This window comes from Paenibacillus sp. FSL R10-2796 (genome assembly GCF_037965315.1).
GTDB classification, from domain to species: domain Bacteria; phylum Bacillota; class Bacilli; order Paenibacillales; family Paenibacillaceae; genus Paenibacillus_AQ; species Paenibacillus_AQ odorifer.
Map to the genome: position 1 here is coordinate 6,521,208 of NZ_CP150178.1, position 15,571 is coordinate 6,536,778.

The 15,571-nt window shown below is 34.6% G+C and carries 10 protein-coding genes; all 10 read right to left on the minus strand.

The genetic code is table 11. From position 1 onward, the window contains the following. Window positions 1–336: 336 nt before the first annotated feature. A complete protein-coding gene (locus NST58_RS29075) occupies window positions 337–795 on the minus strand; it encodes a hypothetical protein (RefSeq protein WP_076194028.1) in 459 nt (152 codons plus the stop codon). A 1,431-nt stretch (window positions 796–2,226) separates the two neighbouring features. After that, on the minus strand, window positions 2,227–3,273 hold the full coding sequence (locus tag NST58_RS29080) for a hypothetical protein (RefSeq protein ID WP_339245093.1): 1,047 nt from the start codon (window positions 3,271–3,273) through the stop codon (window positions 2,227–2,229). A 194-nt stretch (window positions 3,274–3,467) separates the two neighbouring features. Then, a complete protein-coding gene (locus tag NST58_RS29085; protein WP_076194024.1) occupies window positions 3,468–5,408 on the minus strand; it encodes an ATP-dependent helicase in 1,941 nt (646 codons plus the stop codon). After that, window positions 5,405–7,390 (minus strand): AAA family ATPase, encoded by a 1,986-nt coding sequence (locus tag NST58_RS29090; protein ID WP_076194022.1) that lies wholly within the window; start codon window positions 7,388–7,390, stop codon window positions 5,405–5,407. The genes NST58_RS29085 and NST58_RS29090 overlap by 4 nt, the downstream gene beginning before the upstream one ends. 334 nt (window positions 7,391–7,724) lie before the next feature. Continuing rightward, window positions 7,725–9,125: a TnsD family Tn7-like transposition protein gene (locus tag NST58_RS29095; RefSeq protein WP_076194020.1), complete on the minus strand. Its 1,401-nt coding sequence runs from the start codon at window positions 9,123–9,125 to the stop codon at window positions 7,725–7,727. Window positions 9,126–9,191: 66 nt separating this feature from the next. Continuing rightward, window positions 9,192–9,869 carry a TnsD family Tn7-like transposition protein gene (locus tag NST58_RS29100; RefSeq protein ID WP_339245097.1) on the minus strand — a complete coding sequence of 226 codons (678 nt, stop codon included), beginning with the start codon at window positions 9,867–9,869 and terminating at the stop codon, window positions 9,192–9,194. Between the two features lie 179 nt (window positions 9,870–10,048). Then, window positions 10,049–10,996, minus strand: a complete 948-nt coding sequence (locus NST58_RS29105; RefSeq protein WP_339245099.1) for a TniQ family protein — start codon at window positions 10,994–10,996, stop codon at window positions 10,049–10,051. Window positions 10,997–11,085: 89 nt separating this feature from the next. Beyond that, window positions 11,086–12,732 carry an ATP-binding protein gene (locus NST58_RS29110; RefSeq protein ID WP_256716577.1) on the minus strand — a complete coding sequence of 549 codons (1,647 nt, stop codon included), beginning with the start codon at window positions 12,730–12,732 and terminating at the stop codon, window positions 11,086–11,088. Continuing rightward, a complete protein-coding gene (locus NST58_RS29115; RefSeq protein WP_339245102.1) occupies window positions 12,725–14,905 on the minus strand; it encodes a Mu transposase C-terminal domain-containing protein in 2,181 nt (726 codons plus the stop codon). The genes NST58_RS29110 and NST58_RS29115 overlap by 8 nt, the downstream gene beginning before the upstream one ends. A gap of 22 nt (window positions 14,906–14,927) precedes the next feature. After that, on the minus strand, window positions 14,928–15,467 hold the full coding sequence (locus NST58_RS29120; protein ID WP_256716578.1) for a TnsA endonuclease N-terminal domain-containing protein: 540 nt from the start codon (window positions 15,465–15,467) through the stop codon (window positions 14,928–14,930). Window positions 15,468–15,571: the final 104 nt, after the last annotated feature.

A 15,571-nucleotide genomic window follows, 5' to 3' on the forward strand; every position in this document is an offset into this window, starting at 1 on the left:
ACCTCTTCGACTTTCCACCGGCCTATGACCGATAAAATATCCCTCCCTCTTGTAATGGAAAATCACCTTGATAAAGTTGTTAATCCGACCCGTAAATCGATTATCTTATGATGTACCCGAAGGCCAAATTTAAGCTTCATCGTGAATTCCATCAAAATAAGGTATAAGCCGTATTATAGCGGCTTATACCTTCATGATTTTGTTTGACTGTTTTGAACCATCCTTTGTAACTCAATGTATCCGATGCATATAAAAAGTACTACTATCGATATAATTAATATAATACCGTATATTGGATATTCAAACTATCCTGCCAGTTAGCTTAATGAAGCATCGTCAGTCTAATCGGTTTTCATCTGTTTCATTTAAGGTTTCATTTAAGATCAATGAATTGGGATACGATTTAAGAAATGTTGATTCATCTACTTTTAAAAAAAACTCGCCTTCAAAAATTAGTTGATTCGTATTAGGCCCGATTTGATCTAAATTTCTTGCTATCTCCGATTCCTTAAAGATACTTTGTTTATCTGCTCGCAAGAACATGCCATGAGGTGTATATAGTTGACTATAATACCCTTTTGCGATTTTTGATTCTACGGATTCTACGTTTTTTACTGATTCTACGGATTCTACGGATTTTACGTTATTTGTTGAAAAATTAGTGTTAACAGGATTTTCAACTGTCTTATTTACGGTTTCCATTTCTGGATAGGTGTCTGCTTTTGAATTTGATATTAATGCCACTCCTGAAATAATAGTCATTGCAAAGGCTATTAAATATATTTTTTTAAACATATTATCCCGCCCTTTCTATACCAATAAATTATTTCCTACTTTAAAACATTATATTCACTTAAATGTTGAACGAATGGATAAGGTCCGTAAAGGAAAATATTAAACTATAAAATGTATTATTTTCCTTATTTTATTATACTACCTTTTAAAGTGCATGTGAACATCAGTTTACTATAATATTAATTTCCTTACGCAATAATCTCCAATTCTCCTCTATGTAATATTATGTTCTAATAAGTCTTTTAATGTGTAGTCTACATGGACACAGATCAATCCACTTACAAAGAGTAGCCGAAGTATGGTGAAATTATTGAAGAACAGGTGCTTCGGTATCCTGTCCTTTGTTAAACTATTCTCCCTCTATGAGGAATCACTTTTCTCTTGAATGCTCGTAATATCTTAGGTTTCTGATTTTATTCGTTCAGTGCAGACGACTTCATGGTGGAATCAAGTTGAAATCGAAGAAAATGTTGGGATGAGGAAAAGCGCAAAAGAACATTTCCTTAACCACACCCTGAAGAAAGTGGTTATCTAGGAAAAGTATGGTTGCACTTATGGATCTCCACATTCCTCATGGAGGTCAACCCTCCCAAGTCTCACAGCCTAGCTCCCACATTCCTTCATTCAACCTGTCCATGAGGTGGAGGTCAGATATGCTGCCTGCCAGGATCTTCGTCCGTATGATAGTTTCGTTCCGACTCATCCGTGCTTCAGTTGTCTGTATCTCACTGTTTTGGTTCGAACGCTAATGAACTACTGTTTCGTTATGCTGCCGTACTTAAAACATTGAATTGAGGGATATCCTCCCGTTAGTTTAATAAAAAGAACGCTCCCGCGCCTTCGCTTGGGCTGCGTCCTCCTCATTATATTCCATTTCCAATTACCTATTAAAGAACGTACGCGGGTAGCACACCATCAACATATTAACAAAATTAAATATCCTCGTCGAATAACCAGTTTAAATCAACATTAATTTCTTTCCTTAATTCTTTTAGAGTTTCGGCAGAGGGTTTAGTCTTTCCCTGCTCAATTTCACTAAGTCGGCCTTGTGAGATCATCTTCCCCCATATAAAAAAAAGATAAAGCCGCCCTGTATTTTCAGGACGGCTCTAGATGTCAGTGTTGCTGTTCCACACTCATTTTTTTCTTAAGCTTTTCAAAACACAACTTTATTGCAATTTTGTTACTCAAAACAATACTTTAATGTTCAGAACAACACATTAATGTAATTAGTCAAACAACTGTAAAGTGACATTAATGTTGGTTACTTAGAAACTGAGGTAAATCAAGTCTTTTCTGGCTTTCAGCCCACTTTTTTAGTTACATTATAGTTGGTGTCCAAGAAAACATCCCCAAAACTCTAATTACATTAAAGATTGTAATTCGAAATAGTAAAACATTTGAGTAGTCCCTCCTATACTCACAATGTCTTTATGCATACTGAAGTGCTCTCAGCTGATTTTTATTTGTTATAAGCTCCCATACAATTTCATTTAATACTTCATCTAGTCGACAGCAGATATTTAGGTAAGTCCAATTTTCTATACTGTGCTCAAATTCATCGAATACGTAGTTTACCATAAACTCATCTCTATAAATTTGTAACAACTGTTGCATCGCTTTGTAATCCCCATGAGCTATTTTATTTCGTAACTTTCTCATTATTTCCGCAAAAGTAACTTTCTTAGTAATATCGATTCGTGTTCCGTTTAAGAATTGTGGAAGTTTCCTCTCTAACTCACCAACTAACTTTCCATTCCCGGAAGGGTTTATGATTAACATTTCAATTAAGGACATCACTTTAAAAACATGGTAAGCATTATAATCGCGATCATGATACATTGAATTTATTATGTAATCTAAAATCCAAAAATCCTCTTCCTTTTGCAAAAAATCATCTATTAGTGCTCCTACTTTAACTAATGAAGACATACACTCTTTATTATAGTTTTCAAAATCCAACTGTGAGTTTAATATTGCACGGAAAAAATTCAGAATGCGCGGCTTCTCGTTAAATTCATCTGAAGAAAAAGTTGAAAATGGTATCCTTTTGTTTAACACGTCCTTCCCTTTACTTGAATTTTGAATTTTATTGCAAAAATTTATGAACTTTAGTGGAAATGAAACTTCACATGTAGGGCTATCCATTGTGTCATTTTTTAATTGTAAATATGAATTTTCAAAATCCAATACATCAATGGCGACAAGATTTCTCGCTATTACTTCTAATTCGGAGTTATGGGAAATATTCCATTTTGCCTTTTTGACTAACTCAGCAAGATCATAATTACTAAGCTTACTGTTCTTAAATTCTCTTTTTCCCCATACCTTCAAATTATGTTCATGTACTAGCATCTCTTCTAGCATATCGTCCTGCAATCCCTTTATCCAATCATTAGGTGGATTTGATATTCCAACACCTAATTTTTTTGATATAATAGTCGGTTCAATATTTCCATAGATATTTAATGTAATCATGATTTGATTTCACCTCCAATATCTAGTCACCCTTATTATTACATATAATTATATCTCAGAAGATGGTGAAAATATGGCGAACAGTAATTCTTTGATTTTAAATCATACCAATTAATCTAAAAGGTATAAGCTATAAATAAAATAAAATAAAAACGGCCATCCAAAAGGAATAGCCGTTCTTCACAAACCTTCGTTTAGTCTGCCCTTTTAAAACCATAAGACTCAAGCAGATCCCTGTCCTCTTTATTCAATACCGGAACACCCCAAACCAAAGAATATTTGGCCCTAGTATTTGCAACGTATCCTATACGCCCAGATTCAAGTTCTTTCTCGATCCACTTTTTCCAATGCCCACTCCCTGAATTTTTCAGACTAGAAACCACCATTACACTATCAAAAGCTTGCCCTTTAACTGAATGAATGGTGTTGACTGAAACCAGATTTATTTTATCCGGCATGTTGTAAACAGTAATGTCTTGTTTGGCAGTACCTCTAGGTGAGATCATCTTAGATATTTCAGAAAAACCTCTTTTCTCACTATCACAAATTGCTAAGTTTTGATATGCCTCTTGCACTATACTCAAGAAGTTATTATTGAAGTTCTTGTACCACGTTGAATAATTGATACCATCAAATCTTACTAGATCAGAAACTGCAGAACATCCATCCAAAAAATCTTTGATAAAGATTCTCCATCTATAAACAGAATCAATTGAACTTGGACAATTATAATTTTTCCTTGTCGTTGCTCCTCCAAACCACCTATGCATATGCCTACTTGCAAGCTCTAAAGCTAACATTCGTGATTTTGGTGTATTCTCAATCCAAAGTTGTAGAGAGTCTAAGATTAAATGTTTACTTTCTCTAAAATTCGTTTCTAAGTCTAGTTTCATGTTTTGTTGTCGGACTAATATAGCCGAATTATTAAAGGGTATTTCTACTTCCTTTAGAAATTCTATATACTTTTGCTTCAAGGATGCAAGATCTCGATATTCTAAATAACAAACACTCTTCTCACCATATTTATCAATCTCCAAACCACGTATAGGCAATGAAACACCTAATAACTTGTTGGATGTATTTACAATAGAATCGCAACTTCTAAAGTTATCGGTTAGAAAATGCTTCTCAAATACAGATAAATATTGTTTGGTGGTTACTGGATCTGCATCCTTAAATTCATATATTGATTGATTAAGGTCCCCAACAAAATGAAGAAAAGTACCAGCACTCTTTAATTGATTAAGAATATTAATTTCAATCCATGAGAGATCCTGACATTCATCTACAATAATAAGAGGAAACCGCGCAGCTATGAGTGTAGCTAAATGATCACTCTTCATTAAAACTCTATATGCCATATAATTCATATCTTCGAAGTTGGCAAACCCATCCTCAAAAAAAGTTTGTTTGATTTTCCCTATTTCTTTCTTTATATATTCAAAACTTAATAGATGTTTATTCCCTCTCTTTTCGCGAACGCTTTGAATAAATTCTTGTACCTCAGTTAACTTATAGTAGTCTTTTAATGAAAGTTTATAGTTCTCTGAATAATGAATTATGATGTCGTTAATTTTATGATCATAATAAATTTGATTTGCGTATACGTCCTGACTTGATGAAGCAAGGTTTAAATAAGGGAGTTTATATTTTTTTAACCAGTGATTATCATAAACAACCAAACTTTTATCAATCAGTCTATAAGAAGTATCGCCTTCTCTATTTTTATGTTTAGAAAATTTATATCCATAACTCTGCGCAATAAATCCATGTATGAAGCCTGATAGGGTTCCTATGTAGTGAGGATATAATGATGTTAATCCTGAAAATATTTTCACTCGTTCTTTGATAGTATCAGTCGCATCATTAGTAAATGTAAGCACCGCAATACCACTATTAGTTGAACGCCATTTCCTAATCTCAAATGCAGCTTTCATTCCAACAACCTCAGTTTTACCACTCCCTGCACAAGCCTCTAAGAAGATGTTTTTCTTGGCAGACGAGAGAACATACTTTAGTTGTTGCTCTGTTTTTTCTCTCACTTTACTATCAATAAGTGAGAGATAGGAATTCACGGCTTCTTTATTCAAACTCAAAGTATGTATTATTTCTTGCTCCATTTCTTCCTTATTCATACTATACCGCCACTGCATGACCATATAATTGACTTCTTAATATAATCAGGAATATCAATGATTTTGCTTATGTTTAAATAAACATCATTAATGTTTGATTTTGTAGCATTAACTTTATTCAGTTGCTCTCTTATTTTGCACTCTAAATAGTCTGTTAGTTTCTGTGCGTAGATCCCTTTCCCGACCTCATCAGTATCAATATGTTTAAAAATAAATTCAGCATCCTCTTTTAGCTCATCTTCGTTATCGTACTCATTGTTTTTTAAGGATATTGAAGTGCAACGCTGCTTTACTTTTCCCTCGGTGGGCCATAAATCACAAATAACTTTTGCCAATAAATTTGTGTTACCTTTTATCGCTAAGTCATATTCAAATGTCTTTAATGGAGAAGAAAATAATCGTCCCCAATCACTCTTGTTAATATCATCCATTAGTTGAAGTGCACTATTAGCTCCAACAGGCAATTCACTCGGTAAAGGAAATATATCTTGGAGTTTAGTTAGAGGCTCATCATCTTTATCTTTTTTTAATTCGCCTTTCTCGTCATACACGAGTACTTTTAGTTTTGGTGGATCATTATCCGTAATTCCTGAGCACAAAATTGGTAAATGTATATCACCAGTGCTACCATCACAATTCGAAAAGAATTTCATGAAATGTTTAAAGTTAATTCCATTGATATTTATCGTAGACACACCAGCTTCTTCTAGGGATGTTGGTAATAATGTATCGAAATTATCCAGAGCTGTTTTATTATATTGAGCTAGTACTATCTTAGCTAAAGTAGGTATGAGCATCGCCTCACTAATACCTTCCACAAGAATTATACCTTTTGAGAACAGCAGTGCAGATTTTGTTACATCTAGCCACCTGTTAATATAGTTTTTACTTTCACCCAGATCGATTTCTTTTAACGGAATTGCAACAACACTCTCTTCCTTCTGTGATATATGAATCAAATTATATATGTCTATAGAAGAAGCAAGTACTGGAGAATGAGTTGTAATAACGACCTGTAGATTTTCCGAGTTTCGGGTTATGTCTTCTAAATACTTTATGAATTTGACTTGAAGCTGAGGATGCAAATGAGCTTCTGGTTCCTCAATTAATAATACAGTCATCATGTTATTGTCTTTTAATAGCTCAAGCTCTGCAAATACAGTAGCTATATATAAAAAGTTATTATATCCCAAGCTATTAATAGCTATATCCCTAAATTTATCGGAGTCATTTTGTTTGATACCAGGAAAGAACACCATTTTTATACTCTCTACAATTTTATTAAAAGATGTATCCGCAAATTGAAGATTTATACTCTGACCAAGTCTTTGCCCCAGGGTCTCCTCGAGCTTGTTATTAATATTGATTTTGGCTTTTTCAATTTCATTATATTTATTCTCAGCATTACTCGTTATTTGAGAATTAAAATCAGTTACGTTCTTCACAAGTGAATCTTTATTATCACCGTATTGTTTTTTTAGTAACTGGGCTAATCTCGATCTCTTTCCATTAACCAACTTCTCCTCTGCGTCACGAAGAGGTGGGAGATAAATACAATCAATACAATCAAAGGTCTCGTCTTCAAAAATGCTTGATTTTGAAGCACCTCCCCAAACTTCCTTTTTATAATACCCTTTTATATTTGGATTCGAATTAATCTCTAAATGTAGTTGTGCATTGTAGTCGGCGTCACACCAACTTAAAAATGTAACCTGTTCATTTGGACTCAAAGACTCAAGTGTAAGATCTATTCTAATTTCCGGTGCAATATATTGCTTGTCCAAAGATATATAGAAATCATCTTCATCAATATTCATATATGAAAATTCGTTCTCTCGCAGAGCAAGTCTAAGGGCATTAACAATTGTTGTTTTGCCCGAACCATTTTCTCCAACTAGCACGTTGAGTCCTTTGTTTAGCCTTATTTCAGATCTATCTTTAGCATTCTTATATCCTGAAATGTACAACTTAGATATATGCACTTATGCCCCACCCTTCTTTTCTCCACACCAAATTCCTATTATTAACATTATACGACAAAAAAAGAGAATTGCCTCTTGATACAATAATAAAACTAACATTAAAGGAAGGACTGAATTGGATAAAAAGAAGAAACTGCTCTTGTATTATGCAATTGGAGATCTGAACCTACCGTTGAATTTGCTGATAGATAATTAGTAATAGTGTGTAGAGAGTAATTGTACTGAAGAATATGAAGGGGAGGCTAATGGGGTAAAAATCCAGTGCAGAAGAGACTGAATGCATTGCATTCAGTCTCTCAACATATTGAGGTGAGTTTCATTTCAAATCGCAAACTTAGATATTCCCTTGGAAACATTGCTTATTTATATCTATTTCATTTAATATGTCGTTCTCTAATTTATCCGCGTACGTCTTTCTTAACCCAGCAATTCGGACGACTTCCCAGGGTTGCACGGCTGCTCTATCCTTAGTTAATTCCTTTACCGCTTTCTTAATTCTTCTTTTCTGAAATTGCTCTACAGACTCCACTACTTCATCTAGTGCTTTCTTGGATTCTGGTAGTTTATCTATAGCTCGTACAAGTAGGGACTGAATTCTAAGACGCCTTCCAATTTCATTTTTTGTTACTCGTATTGTATTTTCATCTTTGAAAATATGTTTGGCAATTAAACGAATATTATCAGCAATTTCTGAATCGCGTTGTTTCCAATCAATTCTAACTTTAAGCTGACTATCTCCTAAAGTAGGTGATGGCCTATTTAATCTTTTACTGTTATTTTTCTCAGTGATGTTATTCTTAGAAAGATAGTCAAACATAGAGTCCATTGTTTCTCCTAAAAATCCAAGAATCAAAATGTGTCTTAATGGATGACACGTCACTCTTGGTGAACGTAGTACTTTATGAAACCAGGTATGCTCATCACCTACAATAACTTTGCAATTCAAACTATTCAGAAAGCTTTCACTGTAGAATTGATTAAATTTTGAGATTAACTTAATCCATCTGATTCTCTCTGATTTAGTTATTAAGTCTTTCTCCTTAAGTTTCATTATATAATATTGCCTCAATCGTTCTAATCCTACTGAACTCACTTTGCTCTTTAATAAAAAATACGATTGTTCTGCAATAAACTGATTATGGTCTGAGTTCAATAACTCATCAGCACTTTCCTGAAAATAATGATCATTAGTAAGGTAGCTGCTCAAAGTCACCATTGCATGCTTATGTCTTTGATTAGTTTCTACATTAGAAAGTTGTAACTGGCACCCATGCTTAAAACATATAGAGATACTATCTGCTTGGTGCGACCTATGCCAATATGCCTCCCCATATATTTTTTCATCATCTATTACACAACTGGAGCAAAATTTTAGAACTTTTGCTTTTTTCATTTCACTCGCTGTTATACCAAGTAACATATAGACAGAAGTTCCGTTGCCGTACATCATAATATCTTTTAATTTTTTATATCTTTCCATCGGAATAAATTTCGAATAGTAAGGAAGGAATGTATTATTTTCTATGAAGTCAGACGGAGTATGTATATTAGGAAGGGGCAATCTCTCGCATAATTGTTGTAGATGTGTAGGGAACAACTTTGTTGCACAAATATGCGAAGAACCAAACATCTCTAACATGGATGTTTTCGAATTTTCATTTCCTGAAATCCAGTGATAACGTGCCATTACACTATAAAAAAGTTCATCATCATATGTAATCGGAAAAAATATCATACCCTCACTCCAACTAAGTAGTATTGGTAGTATCTATTCTTTCCATTTATAACTTTATTAAAACTATTATTTTATTAGAGCATTTCTCTCTTCTAGAAATTTAATTATCTCTCTTTCTATTTCTATATTCTCTTCGGCCTCTACTTGATAAAAGGCAGCTGTAGCAGATTTAAATAGATAAATATTCATTGATGTAGTGCCGCGATTAACTAATTTACTATAAAATCTCGGTATGCTTCTGATTAGGAAGTCTTTCCTGGACTCAACATACTTCTCTAACTCTTGATAACTTAATGGAAGTAATGAAGCTCTGTAAGTTTTTAGTCTATTACGTTCAGTAGCCTCCAAAAGATTACATACTGTTTGTTTAGTAATTCGATAAGGGTAATTCGGATTAATATTTTTAGCAGCATTCTTGATTTTTATCAAAAGTTCATTGTCTAATTGAGCAAAATCTACTTTTCGTGCTTTTTTATCTATTTCAGGAGGTAGTCTAGCTAGTAACCATGTTCTATCATATTTCATTAACCATGTATACACAGCCTCATTCTCCTGTCGTATTTTTTTACGAGTATCCACCCCTTTATCTAAAATTCTAATTATTTCTTTTCTTCTTTCATGTAATCTTTTCTTTTCTCCCACAGTAACGATTATTCGAGAGTTGTTATCTACAGAACTAACTTTTCTTTCATACTTATCTTTATAAGTAGTAGAACAATAATCTCCATTTATGTTCCCTCTCAAGAGGGTCGCATATCCACATAAATCACAGGAATACTTCAACTTACCTAACTCATCCTCGCAGTTGTCTATTTTTCTCACACACATTTTTATTAAGGGGATATTATAATTTACACAATCGGTATTTCGACAAGTCCAAGGACCATTACCGAAAAATATTTTCGATGATATTTCCGTCTTAGCTAAAAAAACTTTTGTAATGAGCTTTCTAAAAAGCGAATTAAAAGTAAATAGAACCCAATGAAGTTGGACATTGAAACCCGATTAAGGAATTGTGTTCTGAAATGGTTAGTTGAAATATTATCTTTTGAAATATTTATTCCATTAAGTTTCTCAATAGAATAGTGGGTTAAAAAATCTTTAATTAATATTTTTTTATGAATTTTACCCGTTATTCCGATATACTTTTCTCTATATAAATATCCTATTAACTGATGATATAGAATATCAACATTGACATCCAAATGCCGCTCTCTTAATATGACTAGATCATTATAAATTTCGCATTGAAATTTTACAATCTCGCCAGAACTCCCCACCCTTACTATTTTCATCTTACTCCCGCAGCCACAATATTTAGATCTTAAAAGGATTCCCGACTCTGAGTGTGCATAGGCTTCACCACATTCAGCGCATTTATTCTCTAACAATACATTATGTTGAGGGCATGATATAAGAAAGTCTATTTGGTCCCCTCTATGCACATAAGCTTCACCGTACATCTCTTCATCCTCATTCACGCATACAGGGCAGTATTTTATATCTTTAGATAAGATTGATTGAGCCATCCTATGAGAAAAACCGTCAAATTCACTTTTCCTCCCACTCTCACCGTTAATAATCTTCAGAGTTCTATTAAAACGTTCAGGCATATAAAAAACCTTATAGAGGCCATACCATGTGTGATTGTATAAAAGTAACTCTTTTGAAAGAGTACTGCCTATAGGTAGTTTTCCCAATAAATAATTAAGTCTTCTAGGGAAAACTGTTTGTTTGTATGAAGTTGTACCAAAAAGCTCAAATTTACTTTCAGAAAAATCTGCATTAGCTGAACGCACATGATATCTAAAAATAATGCTCCTGAAGTCCTCATCAGGAAAGGGTTCTGGAAACATAAGAATACGACTCATGAAATCCTTCCTCTCAGGACAAAATCATTTAATTCATCACATTCTCTGATAAGTCCACGCTCTTCAAGCGCTTCTTCTGTAGTCATCCCTCATTGATGACCAACCTTAACCACATAACGAATGTCCTTCTCCTCCAGAGCCGGCTTATTCTTATTTCGCGGCTTTTTTTGTTGCGGTAGGCTTTCAGTAGAAATAGGCGCTTCCTCTCCCTGATAAGGTGCTTTTATAGCTAAAGCTAATCGAGCCAATCCAGCAAACATATTATCAATATCACCTTTGCCATCGCTAGCTTCAAAGACCTGGTTAGCAAGAGTTTCCGCAACACTTCTTGATTTAACAATATGAAATGCGAAAGATGTTAATTTCTCAAGTAACTCACTTTTATTCCTCTGCTGCAGAGCCCTTTGTTGTTGTTCTATCAGATTTCCATGAACCTTTATTCGATGACTTGCTTCTTGAATATATCCTCTTAATGGAAGCCAATCAGGTTGGATATCTTCTAATTGATTATACCCTTCCGTATCTCCACTTCGTATCTTCTGGTAAATAGGCTGTAGTAGTCTCAAACTTCTTCCTGCAACCTCATTTATGAGATTAACTGTGATTGTCTCTGTACCCCCGTTTACAATTGCCCTGGACTGAACATGCATGAATAGCTTAACGGCAATATCCGGAATCCCCATACTGTGGTAATACATAGTATCCAAAATCTCTTCAGTCATTTTCGTGAATGTCTTTGTGTATTGACTATCCCATAAATTATGAATATATTCTCTCCACTCCCAACTCTCTTTTAACATGTATCCTGTTATATTCTCAGAAAATTCATCCGGTATACCACGGCGGGTATTTGCCAATGAATTATTAAATAAATACAAGGCTTTATAAGAGCCAATTAAAACCGTTGGAATACCTATTGTATTAACTAATTCAGTGATGAAATCAATCATATCTTCTTCACCACCGGAATAAGCTTTTTGAATTTTTTGTATTTCATCGATAACCAGTACACCAAGGTTAATCTGAGTAGCGACTTTTATCATTCTTCTAGCATGTGTATCTAATCTCCCCTTTTTTTCGCCGAATTTTTCGTAGAAATCTGTCCCCAATAGCCGATCTACCTCGTAATAAAAGTTTTTACATAAAGCACCCACTGATTTATTAAAGGGGCATTCAATTTTCATCCACACGATTTGTGTGTACGGTAACTTCCGACCATTATATTCAGAGTGATGTATAACTTGAGGAAATAGTTGAGTTAACATTCTTTCATATACTTTTGATTTTCCTGATCCACTGATAGCAATTTCCACATGACTTTGAGCTGTTTGTACATTCCCTGCTAAATTTGCACCATTCTCATCTATTCCAGCCTTAAAAATCTTGTCCCATCCTACGGCCAACTGCCTATTATACATAGCATGCATCGGATTTCTTGATTGGTAACCTATTTTTATCATAGTGTATAAGTTTCTATACTTATCATAGTGTGCAGGATATGGAAGCCAAAAACTTGGTTTTATTTGTTGAACAAACTCTAATCTATCTTCAATACTTAATAATTCATAATCATCAATTAAAGGAGGTACAGAATGTAGTGCATCAATAAATTCTTCTTCGTTTAACCGGTTTGGTATTGCCTCAATAAACGGGTTGCCCTGGTTTTGAGGAAGGATTTGAGTAATGTAGCTAGCCATGCAGTGGGTGCCTTTTAAGTTAGTATATTCTTCATTCATCAAGTTCACGTTTTACCCTCCTCTCACTTATTCGCCTTGAAAATAGCGTCTGTGCATCGTCGTAAAAATCACTGTTTCCCGTTTCTTCGATCTTTGAGCCTTGATTTAGTTGAATTAATCTTCCTGGATCTGCATCTTGATTCTTTTCACTGCCCTCACTGGTATTAGTCCAAGCATAAGTTGCCCCCCATCTTCCCTTATCTACTTTTCTATGCTCACGTTTATCCTTTTGTTTTGCATAAAAGCTCATTTCCGCGGTTTCTTTTTTTGTTTCGATCGTTGCAGATCTAGTAAGTGCCTGAGAAAATGCATGTAGCTCTGAATTATGTTGTTTCTCATTCCGTTCCTGCAGCTTAATTTGTTCCTTTCGATACTTCATGATCAGAGATACTTCATCAAAGTGCAGATCGTTATATTCTTGATATTTTGAAGTAAGTATACATTGAATTAAATTACCATCTTTATGTGTATAGTAAATACTGCTGCAATTTCTAGGATCATAAGTAACCTCTATATACTTGCTACCCTTGACCCCTTTTTCCTCAAACCAGCCTTCCTTTATTCCTATCTCACAGGTATAGCATAATTCTTTGAACTCAATTCCGAATCTTGAAACCTTCGCTTGTTCCCGCGGCATTAGGTTATATCGAATGAGGTTTCTTGATTTTTCATGAAGAAGTCTTTTTCCGCTCCCCCAATTCCAAACTTTGAGTGGTGTTAATTCTACACCTTCTTCAAACATCTCTTTTGTTGGGAGATATTCGCGATTAAGGGCACTCTTGTTATACGTCAAAAAGAAAACTATTAAAAACTGATTGAATTCTTCAATAGTAAGTGCTGCATCTTTAGCGGGGTCTCTGTCTCCTCTAACAAGTGGCTTAGGACCAATACCTGCAGGTAATAACTGCCTAATTGTCTCATTTGTAATTCTAAATCGTCTTTCTACGAATGGTTTCAAATCTCCCCGGTAGGACGGTGCATTTAGAACATCAACTTCAAGATTCACGAATTTTTCTGCATTCTTCCCTTTCAATTCTCCTCTATCGCAGACTAATTTCCGGGGTAAATAATGACACGGCCACTCTTCCGCTTCAATTTGCATATTATATCTGGCACAGTTTTCAACTTTATTAGTTACAGCATTCTCTAGTGCAACCATAGCTTCAATCCAGGACGGTGGTGCCAAACTTACGTGATACCCTACCACAAGAAGACTGAATACATCTATTACAATGTATAGAGTTGGTCTTCCCAGAATTGTTTTCCGATCAAATGAAACTAATGAAATATCTGCTGGCGTGGAGTCGATTTCAAATAAAGCACCAATGGAAGTAGCTCTTTCAGATGCATTCCCTTGCAAGGGCCTTACATCAATTGACGCTCTACGTTTTCCATGTCTGTTTGCGTACCTTTTTGAAAATGAAGTATCTTTTTGATACCAATATCTAAATTGACGAAGTGTGGGGGATTTTTCAGGGTTTACTATAGGCACTCTAACACCAAATTTCCTATAGAAGCCACGTTTGTAGAATGTTTCACACATATGCTCATAAGTAGTTTTAATATCCATATTCTTTCTAATATGGAACAAGCGGATTGCAGAGAGAAAAATCTTCTTATCCATTTCAGTGATCAAAAAAGTATTCCCATCTTGAGAGCGAGCTCCCGGTTTATTTTGGTATGTTCGCTCTCTTCCAGGAGCTCCACAATCAAAATAATTATCTAATAATCCATTTCTCATTTTTCCGTAAAACCAATACTTTTTCAAATAATCCCTTATCACTTTTTTTGCTTTACCTGACTTTAGATGTGCTTTTGTTATCAACCTTCCCCTTGACTCAGATATATAAATATCCGGTTCTTGGGTAACGATGTCTTTAATGATTTCCCATCTTTTATCTCTACTATCTTTATATTTTTCCAGATAAGAATCTTCAGGTGAAATCAACCTTAAATCAGTCTCCATTGTGCTTATTCGACTCTTTTGTTCAGATATTTCTTTTACCAGATCTTCATAGTTTAGAAAAAAGGGTAACTCTATCTCATGAGAACTATCAATGTTTATAACAACAATATAATTTTCTTCTTCCCATACCCATAACACTCTAAGTAAGGCCACTGTTTCATTTTCATCATTCAACCGCTCAATAATCGTATTCTGAACAATAAGCATACTCCATACTCCCCTCAAGGATTTAAGCTAAATTAATATTCACAAACGGCTTTTCTATTGGTGAAACTTCTAATGGTTCCATTTCCCGAATGATTTTACTATTCATCTCGCACTTCCATCTTTTATTAGCTAACATATGTTGCAAAACAAACATGCACGTACCTGGCTGTAAACCAATATCTCGATCAGTCAACAGGCACAGTTTACCAACCGGTGTTATGCATGAATCTTTCAGTAAGACTTGTATCAAAACTTCAGAGACAAGCAATAGCAGCTCCTCATCCATCCCCGGACGTGTATCAAGGTATCTGGCCTCGCTCATCCATTCAACATTAGCGACCAATGTAGTAGGAATTCTATTTTCAGTGATTATGCACCAATCTATTCCCAGTTCTTCAAAAAATCTTCTTTCAATTTCAAATAGTTCTAAAGTTCTCGTATCTAGTTTATGTAAGGGTTTAATTGTTCTGACTGCAGGGGTAGGTCCATTAGCAGTTCGTATAGTGAGCATAAAGTCAGTAGTCATTATGACAGGGGAACCATCAACATGGGCATGTTGGATACCTAATCAGTTAGATATCTCTATAGTTCTTTCCAGAGGAAGAAGAGGGTATTGTTCTCTTATATCAATAACACTATCTAGCCATTCACAGTAGTAGAGATATT